This window comes from Nostoc sp. PCC 7524, assembly GCF_000316645.1.
Classification (GTDB): Bacteria; Cyanobacteriota; Cyanobacteriia; order Cyanobacteriales; family Nostocaceae; genus Trichormus.
The window spans coordinates 6,027,221-6,045,130 of the sequence record NC_019684.1 but is presented as its reverse complement, the minus strand read 5'-3'; the positions used below and the strand labels follow the sequence as shown (position 1 = coordinate 6,045,130).

Sequence of the window (17,910 nt, the reverse complement as noted above, 5' to 3'; positions counted from 1 at the left end):
AAGTAGCTGAGGATATAAATATTAATTTCACACAGAAGTGATGGCCAGTTGGCTCTTCTATCACCTCAAGACTACACTCTAATGTCATAAATAAGGGTGCAAGGTTAATTAATCAGAACTTTCCCTTACGCCCATGAAAATCAAATTAACTGAATTATTCGTCTATACGGAGGAGCTTACGGTAAAAAGATTGGGAAAAATCAGTAATTTTGTAACGTTTATAATTTTCCATTAATTCAATTAAAAAACTAATAAATTCAAAACTGGCCATCATCATCTCATAACTTAAATCAGCATTGCCATCAAACTGCACCCGGCAACGCGTTAAATCAGAGGGTAGGGTAGCAACATTCCAAGAAATGACAAAGGGAACATTTTCACCAGCTTCTATTTTGCGATGTCCTTCCAAAACGCCTTTTTGATAGAGACTAATAGCATAGGGCAAGAAATTGCGCTTTGTACCCTGAATGTAAGGCATATAAACGCTGGCTTGTTGTTGGTTAACCGGCTGGAGATTTTCAAAAGACATAGTTGACAACAGGGGATATTAGTGTGTCTCCATGCAGTATTCCCAAAAAAGTTGTGTTGTACACAGTTAGGAGAGGTGACAGGTGACAGGTGACAGGTGACAGGTTACAGGTTACAGGTTACAGGTTACAGGTGACAGGTTACAGGTTACAGGTGACAGGGAATAGAAGTGGAATACAGCACTTTTAGGTGTTCCAAATCTTGATACTTCTATACCCTCATTTCCCAAGAACGAGAGCAGCAACAAAAGTTACTGCTAAGAAATATTAAAATCTCAGTTACAATAGGGCTGCATTAGCTTTTTTTGAAGCTGGGCGCAATAATACTGCAAATACCTGCCGTTAGGTGAGTAAATGCTGTTTTTGCACTTTCTGCCAACAATAAACTGTTGCTGCTTTGTCCACAATCAAGTTCCCTATTCAGGAACAAATCTAGTTGTATAGTCAGTTATCAGTAGTAGTTGCTACCGATTACTCTCTAGCAAGATTAGGGATAAAGTTTGTTCCCACAGTTTAGTGTTACCTGATTCCCAGCTTCTTATGAGGTGTAGACAAATACTGGTTTTTGAATCAAGTAACTTATGCCAGCGAATTCCTGGCCCGACAACGATTCCTACAAAGAACTTGATCCACTCAACTCCTTGTTGTCTGACCTATCAGTAACTGAGGAGTCAGTGGTAGAAACGCGGGATTTGTCTTTACCATCCCGGTTTCAAGGGCGTAGAGGTAAAGCTGCTCTAGTTTTAACCATAGTCTGGAGTAGTACGATCGCCTTACATTTAGCTTCCTGGGGTTCTATCTTTATCCTCGGACTGACTACCCTTCTGGGGATTCATGCTTTGGTGATAGTGTTTGCTAAACCCCGCCGCTACCAAAAAGAAATACAGGGTGAATTGCCTTTTATCTCTGTACTGGTGGCAGCGAAAAATGAGGAGGCTGTAATTGGTAAATTAGTCAAAAATCTTTGTAATCTGGAATATCCTAACGGGCAATACGAAGTTTGGATTATTGACGATCACAGTAGCGATAAAACGCCCCATGTCTTAGCAGAACTAGCCAAGGAGTACGACAATCTGAAGGTACTCAGGCGCTCTGCCCAAGCTAGTGGCGGTAAATCTGGGGCATTAAATCAAGTTCTGCCCTTGACAAAAGGCGACATTGTTGCAGTGTTTGATGCAGATGCTCAAGTAGCATCAGACTTGTTACTCCAAGTAGTACCTTTGTTTCAACGGGAAAAGGTGGGGGCGGTGCAGGTGCGAAAAGCGATTGCCAACGCCAAAGAAAACTTTTGGACAAAGGGTCAAATGGCTGAAATGGCACTGGACACTTGGTTTCAGCAACAGCGTGCTGCCTTGGGCGGAATTGGTGAACTGCGTGGTAATGGCCAATTTGTGCGCCGTGCAGCTTTAGAAAGTTTTGGGGGATGGAATGAGGAAACCATCACCGATGACTTAGATATGACTTTCCGTCTGCATTTAGATAACTGGGATATTGAGTGTGTGTTCTACCCAGCCGTGCAGGAAGAAGGTGTAACCAATGCGATCGCACTCTGGCATCAGCGTAACCGTTGGGCAGAGGGCGGCTATCAACGCTATCTCGATTATTGGGATCTCATTCTCAAAAATCGCATGGGTACGCGGAAAACCTGGGACTTGCTGATGTTCTTGTTGACTATGTATATTCTGCCCACAGCCGCAATCCCAGATTTATTAATGTCTGTGGCTCGCCATCGCCTACCAATTTTGGGACCGGTGACTAGCTTGTCGGTAACTATGTCTGTTGTAGGTATGTACGCCGGTTTGAAGCGGATACGCCAAGAACAAAAATTTAATGTCTCGACACCTTTTGTATTACTACTTCAGACAGTGCGCGGTACTTTGTATATGTTGCACTGGTTAGTAGTAATGAGCAGTACCACAGCACGGATGTCAGTGAGGCCAAAACGCCTCAAGTGGGTGAAAACCGTGCATACAGGTAGTGGACATTAAGGAGGTAGGAAGGAGCAGGGAGCAGGGAGAAAAGGGTAAAGTCCTTCTCCTTGCCCCCTGCCCTAATTCCTCTTATCCCTATGCCCGATGCCCATTGGCTATTTCATTCATCTTCCACCAATTCATCTACCCATTCCGTTGTAATGACTTCGCTCAATTCTTCGCCATCATCGCTAAATCTGATCATTTGTCCATCAAAGAATTGTGCTAAACGTTGGGCTGCGATCGCTACTTCATCGGTTTCCCAATTAGCTAAAGGTGCTGGTTGGGGTGATGGTGATGGGGTTTTCGCTCCTCCGGTACTTTTAGCTACTGCTTCTGTTTTTGGTGGTGGGGTTGGTGCTGGTGGCTGTGGTGTGGGTGTTGGTGGTTTGTGGTTGTTGTTGTAAGTGGGTGGCGGTGACTGCTTGACGGTTGGCGTACCGTTACCGTTGGCTGTTGTTTCTTTTCTGGTGGCAGGAGAATTTGAGGGATTACCCTTTTCTAGACTTACCTGAATTTCTCGATTGAAAGTCTGCCCAAAAGCCGCCGTAATCATCGGTAAATCGGATTTTACTTTGTCATACCACGCGGGTTTGACACCAACACGAGCTGTAGCGCCGTCAAACTCAATGAGATGGCACATTTGACCTAGTAAGGCGCGTCTGGGGATTTGCTGAATATTACTCAATACCTGCTGCCAAATTTGAGCAACATCACCTTGTGCTGCGTCAATGGCTGTCTCAGGTTCTTGTGGGGGTGGGGGGGATGGGGGGGATGAGGAGGGTGTAGCGTCAGCTTCCCGCAGAGTGGGAGATGTAGCGTCAGTTTCCCGCAGGGTGGAGGGTGGGGGTGTTGCGGAAACGGGTGATGGTGTGGGTGGGGGTGTTTTGGGTGATGGGAATTGTGGGGGTGTGGATGGGCGATGATCGGTGGGTGATGCTACAGGTAAGACACCTGTGGCGATGGAGGGAATGTTGGCGCTGGGTAATAGTCCTAGTAATGTCACTTCCAACCATAAGCGGGGCTGGGTGGTGTTTTTAATTTGTAGTTCTGCTTGTTGTAAGTGTTTCTGCCCTAACAAAATGGTACTCATGGACAATGACTGGGCGCACTCAACCAGTGCTGTCCAGGTTTGCTGGGTACAAGCTACTAAATTGTGGCGATTAGGTGCGGTTTTGGCAATGAGTAAATCGCGGTAGAAGGCGGCTAAGTTTTGCAGGATGGTTAGAGGTTCTCTACCACGATCTAAGATTTGGCGGGTGGCATCTAAAACTGCTTCTGGGTGATCTTGTGCGATCGCACCTAACAGCGCCAGCAAGTCCCGTTCACTCACAGAGCCGACTAAATCCCAAACTCGATCCGGGCTAACTTCCCCAGATAACAATGCTAATTGGTCGAGGAGGCTTTCTGCATCTCGCAATCCTCCCTGAGATAACTGGGCTACTAAGGTGATGGCTGCTGGTGAAATGTGAATATTTTCATTGGAGGCGATCGCACTTAAGTGCCTAGCCATCGCCTCTAATTCAATGCGTCTAAAATCGAACCTTTGACAGCGAGAAATAATTGTTGGTAATACCCGTTGTGGATCAGTAGTCGCCAAAACAAAGACTACGTGCCTAGGTGGTTCTTCTAGTGTCTTTAGTAGCGCATTAAATGCCGCACTACTGAGCATATGACATTCATCAATCACATACACCTTATAGCGACACTGTACAGGGGCGAATTGGGCTTTTTCAATTAATTCGCGGATATTATCCACACCAGTGTTACTGGCAGCATCAATTTCAATTACGTCTAAGGAGTAACCCTTGGTGATTCCCTGACAAACATCACAAACCCCGCAGGGTTCAGCAGTGGGTTTGTCAGTTTTGAGACAGTTGAGAGACTTAGCGAGAATACGGGCGCTAGAAGTTTTGCCTGTACCTCTAGGACCAGTGAACAAATAAGCAGGTGCAATTTTAGCTGTACGGATAGCATTAGTGAGAGTGGTAGCGATCGCCTCTTGCCCCACCACTTCAGCAAAAATCTTTGGGCGATACTTGTGGTGCAGGGGTTCGTAAGACATGAATAGAAAATTTCAATACCCTTCAAAATGGATTAATCAGTTGTGCTTGATTCACTTACCAATAATTATGAGAATTTTTGCCATTCATAAGTCTTACCATTTTGAATTTTGTAGGCGAAAGTCTAGCCGTAAGCTATTTTGAATTGGGATTAAACCATTTTAAACTTTGCCACCATCTTGGAAACTGTGGAATACCCTAGAAGAGACAACAACACACGCGTACATACATTTTATTAACCGCAGTTCAACGGTGATCTAGTGGGCGGCGCAAACACCCACCGCAGGTGATCGTTACAATTTTAGGGGAAACAACAGTAAATGGTACAGCAAATGCTCAAGCGGCTAGTCCAATGGCTTAAAAGTCTTTTTCAAGGCTTGTTTGGTAGAAAAACAACTCCTGTCAAAGTTGGTGCTAACGTGCCGAAAGAATCAGCGCCACCCCTCACCGACACAGATTTAGAATTTCTGTTCACGGAACTGTTAGAAGGAGTCCATCAGGCACGAGGCCAAACTTGGGCTATAAAGTGGCTGCAAAAAATTGAGCATCGCGTCCCCACAGAACGTTGGGTAGAGTGGTTAAAGCGTTTTGGTGAAAGATTAGTAGTATCACCTTCACCTAATAACGAATTAGCGGCTCGATTAGTACAACTGGGTGAGTTGAACATTGGGGAAGTAGGAGACGTTGCCTATGATGTTGGTATGCAAGTGTTAACACGCAATCAAGGCGAACCCATCTGGGAATATGACGGGCCTGATGCTGTTAGTACAAATATACCACAGTCAGAGAGTTTTTTACCCCCAGAAGCACCTCAAGAGGGGGAATATCAAACAGTGACTCTGGATGAGTTGTTTTTGATGTTGCAGCAAGATGAAAACTTACGCCAGCAGATTGCCCAGCAGCTGGCTATTGAGACAGATGATCCGCAACTGATTGTCCAGACACTAATCAATCAATATCATGCTGCTAGTCCATCAACGACAGATTCAGTTTGAATTGGGTAGAGGGGCAGGGGAGGCAGGGAGAAAAGGAGAAGTTCTGCCCCCTGCCTCAAGTCCTCTTCTTCCCATGCCTAGTCCTGAAGCTTTAACAAAGATTTGTATATTTTTATCACTATACGGTGGAAAACCTTGATAATTTCAGTAGATTTCAGGTAAATCATGATTTTTCATATTTTTTTTAACACAACGATCGCTACAATCTAGGGTAAACAAAATCCAAGAGTATGGCAGATGCTCACGCGGCTATTGCAATGGCTTAAAACAATTGAAAAACACCCTGTGGCTAGTAACCAAACTGGTTCTTTCCCCGATGCAAGGGGAGAACAAGGGGTAGAATCACCACCTGAACTAACTAATGCGGATCTAGAACTGTTGTTTACTCAGTTGTTGGAAGGTGTCTATCAAGGACGAGGACAGCAATGGGCAATTAAGTATTTGCAGCGCATGGAAGATCGCATCAGTATTGATCGTTGGATTGACTGGCTATTGGTTTTTGGTGAAAAATTACTCATGTCACCTGCACCTAATCATCAGTTAGCTACGCAGATGGTGCAGCTAGGTGAATTGGATATTGGGAAAGTGGGTGAACTTTCCTATGAAATTGGTATTCGGTTGTTGAATCGGGATGCTGATGAATTTCCAGAAGTCTATGAAGAACTAGAAGCGTATGATGTCACAACTACCGATACAGCTGATACCCTACTAGATTCCCCTGGACAAGAATTACTCCGCAACTTGGGCGAATTATTATGGCAGTCTGAAGAAACAGAAATTGTACTTACCCCAGAAACCCCAACTGGCAATATTGCAGACAGCACTACAGAAAACTCAGAATTACAAAGTTGGGAATATCCAGGTGAGGCAATTGAATTTACAGCAGCAATTGAGTCTGTTATAGACAACACTACAGAAACCTCAGAATTACAAAGTTGGGAATATCCAGGTGAATTTACAGCAGCAATTGAGTCTGTTATAGACAACACCATAGAAACCTCAGAATTACAAAGTTGGGAATATCAGGAGGCAGAAGACGTAACGACAGAGGCATACTTGTTGGTACCAGATGGGGAAGATGTCATTAGCAATTTGAGTGAACTGGTAGTTGATGAAACAAGACCAAAACCAGGATCTGCTATCGTATCAGCTCAACGTAATTGGGATCTTTCCCTAGCTAATTTAGATTCAGATGTAGCTTACACTTTAGATGAGTTGTTGGTGAGATTGGATCAGAGTGCTAGTTTAGTGCAGCAGTTGGCTAGTAATCTGTCAGGACAGATGAATCAGCCCCCCTCCATGAGTGCTGAGTCATCGAATGTTTTAGTAACAGCGCAAGCATGGTTTTATCAAGGGCTACAGCAAGCTAAATCTGGCGATTTAGCAGGGGCGATCGCTTCCTATAACCAAGCCATCCAAATCAACCCCAATTCCTCAGAATATTGGTTCAATCGCGGTTTAACCCTATTTCATTTAGAAAATTTTACCGAGGCGATCGCCTCCTATGACCAAGCCCTACACCTCAAACCCGATTACTACAAAGCTTGGTATAACCGAGGGGGAACTCTCGGACAATTAGGACTATTTGAAGAAGCGATCGCTTCCTTTAATCAAGCCATCGCCATCCATGCCGATAACCCAGAAGTTTGGTCTAGTAAGGGCTGGGCGGAGTTAAAGTTAGGACAAATTACCGAAGCCATAGCTAGTTATGATCAAGCCCTACTCCTAGAACCCGCAGATCCCGAAAATTGGTATTACCGAGGTATAGCCCTAGCCGTAAACGAACAGTATCAACAAGCGATCGCTTCCTATGATAGAGCTTTAGAAATTCAACCGGATTTCCATGAAGCTTGGATTGACCGGGGTGTAGTATTATTTAATTTAAAACAGTGGTCAGAGGCGATCGCTTCCTGGGATAAAGCCCTGGCTAGTCAACCGGATTTTTACTTAGCTTGGTATAACCGGGGTGTAGCATTAGATAACTTAGGTCGGAGAAAAGAAGCGATCGCCTCCTATCAACGAGCTATAAAAATTAAGCCAGATTTCCATTTAGCCTGGTATAACCAAGCCGTAGCATTATTTTATTTAGAACGATATTTAGAAGCGATCGTTTCTTACGACCACGCCTTACAAATTAAACTCGATTACTGGGAAGCTTGGATTGGTAGAGGTACGGCTGCGGGGCAAATTGATAGTGATAATTTAAGTCTCTTGACTACCATAGTTATTAATAATCAGGCTTTAAACCAAGGTACTTATACAGGTAAAATAGCCAGTTATGAAGAAGGTTTAAAATATATTCGCCCAGACACCCACCCAGAAGGTTGGGGCAGATTACATCTAGCAATTGGTAATAGTTACTACGATCAAGGTAAAAAACATCATACATCCCGTAACTATTGGCGCAAAGCTGTAGCGGAATATAATCAAGCCCTATTAACTTTAACCAGCGCCGATTTTTCTCAGTTACATTTAGAGGTTTTACAATCTCTAGTCAAAGCATTATTAGGATTAGGACAAATAGCACAAGCCCAAGATTTACAGCAACGTGCCACAACTTTATTACAACAGTTATTAAATGAACCAACTCGCTCGGCAGGCAGTAAAAAACAACTAGCCCTCAAATTTGCTGGGTTAGAACAAATGGCAGCCGATATTGCCGTCGAGTATGGTGATTTAGTAGAGGCTTTGGAAATAGCAGAACATGGGAAAAATTCTTGTATAAGCTGGCTATTATCAGAGTGGAATGCAGATATTCATCACCTCAACTATCGTTCAGTTCAACCATTACTCAATCCCCACACAGCAATTATTTACTGGCATATTAGCCCCGTAGCTTTACATACCTTTATTATTAAAGACCAAGCTCCATCACCCATCCTAGTTTTCACACCCATTCAAGAAATAGAAACAAACCCTACACCTCTGCAAGACTTACCTCTTCCCGAAGCAACAAGACGGCTGATTGCCTTTGAAAAGTGGCTAGAAGATTGGCAGCATGATTATCAAGAATATCGTCACCAAGCCCAGGATCAAACCAGCAAAAGTAATCATGCTTGGCGTTTGCAAATGGAACAACGACTATGGCAATTAAAAAATATTCTAGAAGTTGACACAATTACCCCAGAATTAGAAGATATTACCCAATTGATTTTAATTCCTCACCGCGATTTGCAGCGATTACCCCTCCATCTACTTTTTCATATCTCTGCTTTTCAGGAAGAACAACTAAATATAGAGTCTAAATACACAATTACATATCTGCCCAGCATTCAAACCGGTTTATCTCTACGAAATGTGAGTATTTGGCAGTTGGATGAGCAACCTTTATTAAGTGTTGAATATCCTACAAATATCAATTATTTCACCTTAAAATTTGCCAACCTGGAATCAGAAATCGTCAACCAACTGTTTACTAATCCTCATCGCATCCAGGGAGAAGCAGCTACAAAAGATCATGTAGAAGCTGCCTTATTTGATTATTACTTTAATAATTACAATATCTTTCATTTTGCTGGGCAAGTCATCAATAATTTGCATGAACCTCACACCTCAGAATTGGCACTAGCAGGTGAAGATAAACTCACTTTAGGAGACATCAGTAAAGGCAATTTAGCAAGTTATAATTTGGTGACTCTCTCTGCTTGTGAACCTGCTATTACTAACCATCAAATTATTACTACGGAATATGTAGGATTAGTCAATGGTTTTTTGGCGAAAGACGTACCCTACGTAGTCAGTACCCTGTGGACAGTAGAATCATCTGCCAGTGCCTTAGTCATGATTGAATTTTACCGCAGACTAGAGTTAGTGCGATCGCCTAACTTAGCTTTAACAGCCGCTACAACATGGTTAAGGGAAATAACCGCCGGAGAATTAACCCAATGGTATGAAGATTTAATTCATCAACTCAATCCAGAAGAATTAAAACTGAGAGCTTATTTAGCTACACATCTTTATAGAATTAGCAAAATGGCTCCTGATAAAAAGCTTTATTCTCATCCTTACTATTGGGCTGCTTTTACAATTGCAGGTAAGCCCAGTCAAAGTCATTGGTAATCACTCACTGCTTGAGGACTTACGCAACCGGCACATTCTTAGGGTGCGTCAGATAGGAGTTGTTCGTAATTCTCAACAGATTTTTGCCATCTGACGCGCCCTACAAGAGAGGTTTAGTATCCAAAGGAAACCCAACACCGAGATTGATATTGACTTCTCAAGATTCATGTTGGGTTGCGTTACGTTTAACCCAACATGAATCTATTACACTAATTTAGTCCTGTCAGTCCATTAGTTGGCGTGAAGATACCTCTGAAGATTTTAGAATTTAAATCTAAAAGTTAAAATGCGGTGACGCTTGTGCAGAATAATAGCTGCAATATTGGCGATTAAACAAGTAATTGCTAAACCTAACAAGATATAAGTAGGAGGCATTACCACACCAATCATAAACCAAGTGTATACGTGTAAAACCATTAAGACTGCAAAAATACTTGCAAAACTAGCAGCTTGCCAAATTTGAACAGTTGGACGACCTATTACAGCCAAAATTATTGTTAATAATGTAGCTAGTAAATTGGCTGGCACTAGGAATGCACAAATACCAAGGCAGTTAGTACGAGAGAACTCAGCTAAAGTATGAAAATCAAGCATTCATCTGTTGGGATAATGTTGGCATCTAAAACTCAATATATTTTTAGATATATCAACTTAACTCAGCATATATCTAAAGTAAATACTTCTGCATATATTTAACATAAATTAAGATACATAAGTCTTTAACTATGCTTGTAATAAATAATCATAATAATTAAGCAATAGTCAGGTGGGTAATGCCCACCTGAAATCAAATCAACCCATCAAAATTACCGTATCGATAACATGAATCACACCGTTATCGGCTTCAATATCTGCTGCTAAGACTGTGGCATTTTTGACTTCAAAACCATCAGAACAATCAATTTTGATGGGTGAACCTTCCACAGATGTAACTGTGCCAAGTTTTGCTAAGTCCGCCTGTTTCAACTTTCCAGGCACAACATGAAACTTTAAGATTCTTGTTAACTGAGGAATATTCTGTACCAAAGTTTGAATTGTTCCCGGTGGTAACTTAGCAAAAGCATCATCATTAGGCGCAAAAACAGTAAATGGCCCTGGACTTTTTAATGTTTCTACTAAACCAGCAGCTTGTACAGCTGTCACCAAAGTTTTAAAAGAATCGGCACTAACTGCAATATCAACAATATCAGCCATTGTTTTACCTAATCGTTTTGGAAATAGGGAGTAGGGAGTGGGAAAAGAGATGTTCATCCTTGGTGATGAATTCTGTTTACCGTGTCTCCTGCCAAAAATTTTAAAGTATCGTGAAACAGTTTTAATTTTTATGAATAAGATGATTTTGAACTATGACGATCGCTAAACTCAGTGCAACAGTTTGTTTTTAGACACTACTCTATGATAGTCATCAGAAAATCTTGGGTAAAAAAGTATGAGTGAACAACAAACTGCGCTAGGCGATCGCAAGTATGCCATCCTAGGGACTGGTGCATTAGGTGGGTTTTATGGTGCTAAATTGCAAAAAGCGGGTTTAGATGTTCACTTTTTGCTCAAGAGTGACTATGAACACGTAAGTAAGCACGGTTTAATTGTCGAATCTAAAGACGGTGACTTTACCCTCCCTCAAGTCAACGCGTACAACGATGTCGCTAAGATGCCAAAATGTGACGTGGTAGTCGTAGCACTGAAAACCACACAAAACCATTTACTACCGCATTTATTACCACCTGTAGTTAAAGATAATGGCGTAGTGTTGGTATTACAAAATGGGTTAGGTGTAGAAGAAGAAGTCACCCAAATTTTGGACAAAGTTCATGTAATTGGTGGTTTGTGCTTCCTCTGTTCTAATAAAGTGGGATTTGGACATATCCGCCATTTGGACTACGGACACATCACTTTAGGGGAATATCTCCCAAAATATTCTCTGGCTGGGATAACTGAGAGAATGCAGCAAATAGCCGAGGACTTTCAACGCGCCGGAATTGGAATTGAATTAGCGGAAGACTTATTACTGGCAAGGTGGAAAAAATTGGTGTGGAATATCCCCTACAATGGGCTGTCTGTGATTCTCAATGCCAGCACCGACGAATTAATGGCAGATACCCACACCCGCACCTTAGTAGAACAAATCATGTCTGAGGTGAAAGCCGGGGCGAACAGTATGGGGCGGATAATTCCTGATAGCTTCATTCAAACCATGCTAGATTACACCGTCAAGATGACCCCTTACCGCACCAGCATGAAAATCGACTATGATGAACGCCGTCCCCTAGAAGTAGAAGCAATTGTAGGGAATCCCTTCAGAAAAACCCAAGCCGCCGGCGTAGACTTACCAAAAATTAGCTGTCTTTACCACCAGTTAAAATTCTTAGATGCCAGAAATCAAATTGGAAGGGAGTAGGAAGTAGGCAATAGGCAATAGGCAATAGGCAATAGTTATTATTCTCCGCTCCCCTGCTCCCCAGTCCCCAGTCCCCAGTCCCCAATCCCCAATCCCCAATCCCCAGTCCCCAGTCCCCCAACCCTGTGGCAAAATTTATTAGAGTCCTTCCAAACGTAGATTTCCCAGAATGACCGCAACTATACCGAATCTTCCCAGTCTGTATGATCCCTTTTCCACTGAAGCGAAGTGGCAAAAATTCTGGGAAGACAACCAAATTTACAAAGCTGACCCCAATCATGGTGGTGAACCTTATTGTGTTGTAATTCCGCCACCAAACGTCACCGGTAGTCTGCACATGGGTCACGCCTTTGAAAGTGCGTTGATTGATGTGTTGGTGCGTTATCACCGGATGCAGGGACGAAATACTCTGTGGCTACCGGGAACTGACCACGCTAGTATTGCTGTCCATACAATTCTCGAAAAACAACTCAAAGCTGAAGGTAAAACTCGCTATGAATTGGGACGCGACCAATTTCTAGAACGTGCTTGGAAGTGGAAGACGGAATCAGGGGGAACAATTGTTAATCAGCTGCGCCGCTTGGGTGTGTCGGTAGACTGGTCACGGGAGAGATTTACCCTGGATGAAGGTTTATCAAAAGCTGTGGTAGAAGCCTTTGTCAGTCTCTACAATGAGGGCTTAATTTATCGCGGTGAATATTTAGTTAACTGGTGTCCAGCTTCTCAGTCAGCTGTGTCTGATGTTGAGGTGGAATCTAAAGAGGTTGAGGGTAATCTTTGGCATTTCCGCTATCCTCTCAGTGATGGTTCTGGGTATGTAGAAGTAGCGACGACTCGCCCAGAAACCATGCTTGGTGATACGGGTGTGGCTGTCAATCCCAATGATGAGAGATATAGACATCTGATTGGGAAAACTTTGACTCTGCCAATTATGCAACGGGAAATTCCCATCATTGGTGATGAGTTAGTAGACCCCAGTTTTGGGACGGGTTGTGTGAAAGTGACTCCCGCCCATGACCCGAACGACTTTGAAATGGGTAAGCGTCACAATCTGCCGTTTATCAATATCCTCAATAAAGATGGGACGCTGAACGCCAACGGCGGAGAGTTTCAAGGACAAGACCGCTTTGTAGCTAGAAAGAATGTAGTTGCACGTCTTGAAGCTGACGGTGTTTTAGTTAAGGTAGAAGATTATAAGCATACCGTTCCTTATAGCGATCGCGGTAAAGTTCCTATTGAACCTTTACTATCTACTCAGTGGTTTGTGAAAATTCGCCCCATGGCGGATAAGGCTTTAGAATTCCTCTACCAGAAAAATACCCCCGAATTTGTCCCCCAACGTTGGACAAAGGTTTACCGTGATTGGTTGGTAAGTTTGAGAGATTGGTGTATTTCTCGTCAATTGTGGTGGGGTCATCAAATCCCGGCTTGGTATGCTGTCAGTGAAACAGGTGGACAAATCACCGATACCACCCCGTTTATCGTCGCCAAATCCACCGATGAAGCCTGGGAGAAAGCAAAAGCCCAATTTGGCGAAAATGTCCAGTTAGAACAAGACCCAGATGTATTAGATACCTGGTTTTCTTCAGGACTATGGCCGTTTTCCACATTAGGCTGGCCTGAAAAGACTCAAGATTTAGCCACCTACTACCCCACCACTACCTTAGTTACAGGCTTTGACATCATCTTTTTCTGGGTAGCGAGAATGACCATGATGGCTGGTCATTTTACTAACACAATGCCCTTCCAAACTGTTTACATTCACGGTTTGGTTAGGGATGAGAATAATAAGAAGATGTCCAAGACGGCTAACAATGGCATTGACCCACTGTTGCTAATTGATAAATACGGTACTGATGCCCTACGTTACACCTTAGTCAAGGAAGTAGCCGGTGCAGGTCAAGATATTCGCCTAGAATATGACCGCAAAAAAGATGAATCATCCTCAGTAGAAGCTTCCCGCAACTTTGCCAACAAGTTGTGGAATGCTGCCCGCTTTGTGATGATGAACCTCGACGGACTTGGGACTGGGGACTTGGGACTGGGTACTGGAAAATCCCAATCCCCAATCCCCAATCCCCAATCCCTAGAGTTAAGCGATCGCTGGATTCTTTCCCGCTATCATCAAGTTATTCAGCAAACTACTAACTCCATTGACAATTACGGTTTAGGCGAAGCAGCCAAGGGTATATATGAATTCATCTGGGGTGATTTTTGCGACTGGTATATTGAGTTAGTTAAATCCAGACTGCAAAAAGATGCAAATCCAGCATCGCGGCGAGTCGCTCAACAAACCTTAGCCTATGTACTCGAAGGGATATTAAAGCTACTCCATCCCTTTATGCCTCATATCACCGAGGAAATTTGGCAGACTCTCACCCAACAACCAGCCGACTCTAAGCAAACCTTAGCTTTACAGGCATATCCCAAAGCCAATACCAACTTAATTAACCCAGACTTAGAAGCACAGTTTGAACTGCTAATTGGGACTATCCGCACTATCCGCAACTTACGCGCCGAGGCGGAAGTCAAGCCAGGGGTAAAAGTCACAGCGAACTTACAGTCTGAAAATGCCCAAGAACGGCAAATTCTCACGGCTGGACAATCTTACATTCAAGATTTAGCCAAAGTGGAGAATTTGACTATTGCAGGTGAACCACAAGCCAAAACAGTCATACAGCCAAAACCGCGCCGGAATTGGCGGACAATTGTCTGGCTTATCGTCGGTTTAATCTTTTTTAGAATCGCCTTAGCAGTTGGCGATACCTTAGATGATATTCCTGCCCTGGGTACGTTCTTTGAAATCGTGGGTTTAGGTTACACCGCTTGGTTTGTCCTCAATACATTATTGATTGCTGAAGCTAGACAAAAATTCTGGGCGCGGTTCTTCCCACCCACCACAGAACTAACTCCAGCACCACAAGAACTAAAACCACCAGCTAAAGAACCAGAAAAAGCCATTGCAGGTGTAATTGGTACAGTACAGGTAGTCATACCTCTAGATGGGGTAGTGGATATAGAAGCCATGCGTGCCAAGCTAGAGAAAAGCCTCAGTAAAGTGGAAGCAGAAGCGCAATCTCTCAAAGGGAGGTTAAGCAATACCAACTTTGTGGATAAAGCTAGACCCGATGTCGTGCAAGCAGCGAGAGACGCTTTAGCCGAAGCTGAAAAACAAGCAGAGATTTTACGCGATCGCCTGCGTGGTTTAGCATAGCTGTAAAGGGTAATGGGAGTCTTCCCATTACCTTAATTGTGAAATTTGAATGGAAACCAAGCCACAGTCATGCTATACCTAGCCCAAGTACATAAAAATGAATTCTTAGACCAGTACCAGTTGCGTTTATTAGCACGTCAGGAAGAGGATCATCTGTGGACAATTATTCCAGAAGAGGCCTTCATCTTGCTGGGTAAAGGCAACACCATGAGCGAAAAGTTGCTAGTTTTAGTAGAACTTTCGTCTACAGGTGATATTGAACGGATGGAGGATGCTTGTGACTGGGTGTTGTATTTAGTACAAACTTACCTCAGCACTGGTGTTACACCAGAATTTTTGCAACAAGAAATAGAACGAGCAGAACAGTGGCGACAATCACTAACGTTACAAAATCAAGATTTAGCCCGTCGTTCCCTAGAATTAGAAGCTCGTCGTGAGCAAATTCAAGCCTTAGAAGAAAGTCTCAAACGCGAAAGAAACGGATATCCAAAAGATATTAATAGTGGCTCTTAAAATTAGGCCAATTTTATAAAAATGAGAAATTTAGGATTAAATAAATATTGATAAATTTTAAGTTATATATTTAGCGATCGCAGCTTTCATATAATGAAGAATTCCACCCATCAGTGGATGGAGTTTCCCCACAACTTTCAAGGAATTACTTTTCAAGAAACACAGCAACGTATTGAGAATCCCACTCTTTCACAAAAGTTTGATCTTCAAACTTAATCTCTTGCCGATTATCTTGCTTATTCTGTCTAGGTTTTATGTAAATAACACTGCAAGGCTCAAAGTCTATGTAGGGGTAAAGATTTTCTTTAATAGCCGATTTATTAGCCACATTAATATGTTGCAATTGAAACTTTCGTCCTTGATTTTCTTGTAGCATTATCCAAAATGGGTATTCCCAAGCATCATTTTCAAATGCCAGTCCTATATAGTCACATTGTTTAGTCTTAAGGAATTCTACTGCTTGTGAGTGGGGTTGGAGTAGATGAGGTCTATTCATAAAATATTGCTCGATTCTACTGGTTTGGAAAATATTATTACTCCCAATCAAAGGTCGATACCTATTTAAAAATACCCAAGGTAATGATGAGAGAATCAAAAAAACTGCTAAATAGTTAATTAATCTTTTTTGGTCTAGCTGGGACAATAGCAAACCAATACAAGGAGATGTTAATACAAACCATGATAGATGTAGGCGACTATGCCACGGTTGCCATTTTACTAAGTAGCAAAAAACTACAAATGTACCTAAAACAGTTATTAGATAAACAGTAACCTGGGATTGTCTTCTTAATTCTTTTTTAAAAATAAAAATAATAATACAAGTAAATATTAGTAAAATGTGTAAGAAATTCCCTGCACTATTTTCATTACCAGTAAAGCCAAATGTTGACCAAGTTCCTGGTACAAAAAAGTTTTTGGTGAGGAAAGTTGTACGGGGATCGTTGTCTGCTATACCAATAAATGTATGTATAATTTGAATGATTTTGTAATTAATAGCGTTAATTATGCCTATCGGTGTACCTATGTGTAATGCTATATTTCTAAGGATGTTAGAAATTAATACATTAATGCCAAGAATTTCATTTTTATAATCATTGGGTTCACCAAGAGGTGAGCCAAACAAATTATAATTGCGTAACCAGTGGCTAATATTAATACATATAGCAATAATGGCTACTATGACAGCAGGCTTCCATACTTGCCAGCGCAAGTATCTGATTTGAGATAAAGTCAACCAGACTAAAAAGGGAAAGATATAAAAATAGGCAGTTCCTTTAGTCAAAATCGCTAGTCCTAAACTACCTGCCAATAGTAAGTAAATGTCCCATGTAGTCTGTTTACCATGCTGTACAGTTTTGATTACATAATAAGCAAGACAAACAACCCAAAACGCCAGTATATAATCATTTTGTGTGCTGGATGCTTGCAGAATTCCCATTGGAATTGTCGCACTTACCACAGCAGTAAAAACTTGGCCTCGCAAATCTGCTCCTAATTGTTGAGCAATTAACGAATTGCCGACAATACAACCAACCATACTGAACAGTTGCACCAAGTTGGCAAAGTAATCCACACCACTTAAAATTTGCCAATGCAGAATAGCAAATTCTGACCAAGGATTTTGATATAGCTGTGGTGTATAACTAGTTGGATAATGGGCAACACTCTGATTTTGTATCCAATGAACTACACGAGTCATGTGATAATTCATTGAATCCCAGTTATTTGGCGGTGCTACTATAGCAATTAGAGCGATCGCAATTACAATTAATCCTACACTCAACAATAGAAAATTTAAAAATTTAGGTAACTCTAAAATCGGATTTTTTATAGTCCATTTTTGATTTTTACGATAAAATTTAAATCCAATACTTGCTAATATAATATTAACTAGCAGCCACGAAAATACTACAAAATTGAAATTCAGTACATGAAAAAAACTGAGCGATTCTGTAATTACAGTAACGATTACACCCCATACAACAGATGTGGATAATACTGCACTACGCCAACATTTATTAGTTTGAAAAAATAGATAATATCCAATTATGATTGAAATAGCTGGCAAAACTATTAGCATAAATAATAAACCTTGCTTTATATCATAGCTTGTTTATTAATGATTACTGATTAAGAGGTTGTTTTAAAAGTGTTTGGCTGTGATTTTAGAA

Annotated in this window: 11 protein-coding genes; 6 read left to right on the top strand and 5 right to left on the bottom strand. The window is 41.9% G+C overall.

The annotated features are described in order from the left end of the window. Window positions 1-154: 154 nt before the first annotated feature. Window positions 155-529 carry a type IV pilus biogenesis protein EbsA gene (gene ebsA, locus NOS7524_RS24755; RefSeq protein ID WP_015141219.1) on the bottom strand — a complete coding sequence of 125 codons (375 nt, stop codon included), beginning with the start codon at window positions 527-529 and terminating at the stop codon, window positions 155-157. Between the two features lie 579 nt (window positions 530-1,108). Between ebsA and NOS7524_RS24750 the strand changes: the two genes are divergently transcribed. Then, window positions 1,109-2,515 (top strand): glycosyltransferase, encoded by a 1,407-nt coding sequence (locus NOS7524_RS24750; RefSeq protein ID WP_015141218.1) that lies wholly within the window; start codon window positions 1,109-1,111, stop codon window positions 2,513-2,515. Between the two features lie 103 nt (window positions 2,516-2,618). On the opposite strand, the gene NOS7524_RS24745 is transcribed toward NOS7524_RS24750, so the two are convergent. Beyond that, window positions 2,619-4,562 (bottom strand): DNA polymerase III subunit gamma/tau, encoded by a 1,944-nt coding sequence (locus NOS7524_RS24745; RefSeq protein WP_015141217.1) that lies wholly within the window; start codon window positions 4,560-4,562, stop codon window positions 2,619-2,621. Window positions 4,563-4,880: 318 nt separating this feature from the next. Here NOS7524_RS24745 and NOS7524_RS24740 point away from each other — a divergent pair, with 318 nt between their 5' ends. After that, the gene (locus tag NOS7524_RS24740; RefSeq protein ID WP_015141216.1) at window positions 4,881-5,555 is read left to right on the top strand and encodes a hypothetical protein; all 675 of its coding nucleotides are present in this window, start codon (window positions 4,881-4,883) and stop codon (window positions 5,553-5,555) included. A 237-nt stretch (window positions 5,556-5,792) separates the two neighbouring features. Beyond that, window positions 5,793-9,614, top strand: a complete 3,822-nt coding sequence (locus NOS7524_RS24735; RefSeq protein WP_015141214.1) for a CHAT domain-containing protein — start codon at window positions 5,793-5,795, stop codon at window positions 9,612-9,614. Between the two features lie 261 nt (window positions 9,615-9,875). On the opposite strand, the gene NOS7524_RS24730 is transcribed toward NOS7524_RS24735, so the two are convergent. Together NOS7524_RS24730 and NOS7524_RS24725 are read right to left on the bottom strand one after the other, a co-directional pair. Beyond that, window positions 9,876-10,208 carry a hypothetical protein gene (locus NOS7524_RS24730; RefSeq protein WP_015141213.1) on the bottom strand — a complete coding sequence of 111 codons (333 nt, stop codon included), beginning with the start codon at window positions 10,206-10,208 and terminating at the stop codon, window positions 9,876-9,878. A gap of 198 nt (window positions 10,209-10,406) precedes the next feature. Then, complete coding sequence (locus NOS7524_RS24725; protein ID WP_015141212.1) at window positions 10,407-10,808, bottom strand: fasciclin domain-containing protein; 402 nt, start codon at window positions 10,806-10,808, stop codon at window positions 10,407-10,409. Between the two features lie 235 nt (window positions 10,809-11,043). On the opposite strand from NOS7524_RS24725, the gene NOS7524_RS24720 reads away from it, so the two are divergent. The 3 genes from NOS7524_RS24720 (at window position 11,044) to NOS7524_RS24710 (ending at window position 15,739) form a co-directional block, all read left to right on the top strand. Further along, window positions 11,044-12,012: a putative 2-dehydropantoate 2-reductase gene (locus NOS7524_RS24720; RefSeq protein WP_015141211.1), complete on the top strand. Its 969-nt coding sequence runs from the start codon at window positions 11,044-11,046 to the stop codon at window positions 12,010-12,012. A gap of 169 nt (window positions 12,013-12,181) precedes the next feature. Continuing rightward, a complete protein-coding gene (locus tag NOS7524_RS24715; protein WP_015141210.1) occupies window positions 12,182-15,226 on the top strand; it encodes a valine--tRNA ligase in 3,045 nt (1,014 codons plus the stop codon). 69 nt (window positions 15,227-15,295) lie between these two features. Further along, window positions 15,296-15,739, top strand: a complete 444-nt coding sequence (locus NOS7524_RS24710) for a hypothetical protein (RefSeq protein ID WP_015141209.1) — start codon at window positions 15,296-15,298, stop codon at window positions 15,737-15,739. 145 nt (window positions 15,740-15,884) lie between these two features. Here NOS7524_RS24710 and NOS7524_RS24705 read toward each other — a convergent pair whose 3' ends face one another. Then, window positions 15,885-17,522, bottom strand: a complete 1,638-nt coding sequence (locus NOS7524_RS24705; protein ID WP_235622378.1) for a glycosyltransferase family 39 protein — start codon at window positions 17,520-17,522, stop codon at window positions 15,885-15,887. Window positions 17,523-17,910: the final 388 nt, after the last annotated feature.

Bases quoted from the DNA above. Each gene is read 5' to 3' on its own strand.
- ebsA (WP_015141219.1), bottom strand. From the start codon at position 529: ATGTCTTTTGAAAATCTCCAGCCGGTTAACCAACAACAAGCCAGCGTT.
- NOS7524_RS24750 (WP_015141218.1), top strand. From the start codon at position 1,109: ATGCCAGCGAATTCCTGGCCCGACAACGATTCCTACAAAGAACTTGAT.
- NOS7524_RS24745 (WP_015141217.1), bottom strand. From the start codon at position 4,562: ATGTCTTACGAACCCCTGCACCACAAGTATCGCCCAAAGATTTTTGCT.
- NOS7524_RS24740 (WP_015141216.1), top strand. From the start codon at position 4,881: ATGGTACAGCAAATGCTCAAGCGGCTAGTCCAATGGCTTAAAAGTCTT.
- NOS7524_RS24735 (WP_015141214.1), top strand. From the start codon at position 5,793: ATGCTCACGCGGCTATTGCAATGGCTTAAAACAATTGAAAAACACCCT.
- NOS7524_RS24730 (WP_015141213.1), bottom strand. From the start codon at position 10,208: ATGCTTGATTTTCATACTTTAGCTGAGTTCTCTCGTACTAACTGCCTT.
- NOS7524_RS24725 (WP_015141212.1), bottom strand. From the start codon at position 10,808: ATGGCTGATATTGTTGATATTGCAGTTAGTGCCGATTCTTTTAAAACT.
- NOS7524_RS24720 (WP_015141211.1), top strand. From the start codon at position 11,044: ATGAGTGAACAACAAACTGCGCTAGGCGATCGCAAGTATGCCATCCTA.
- NOS7524_RS24715 (WP_015141210.1), top strand. From the start codon at position 12,182: ATGACCGCAACTATACCGAATCTTCCCAGTCTGTATGATCCCTTTTCC.
- NOS7524_RS24710 (WP_015141209.1), top strand. From the start codon at position 15,296: ATGCTATACCTAGCCCAAGTACATAAAAATGAATTCTTAGACCAGTAC.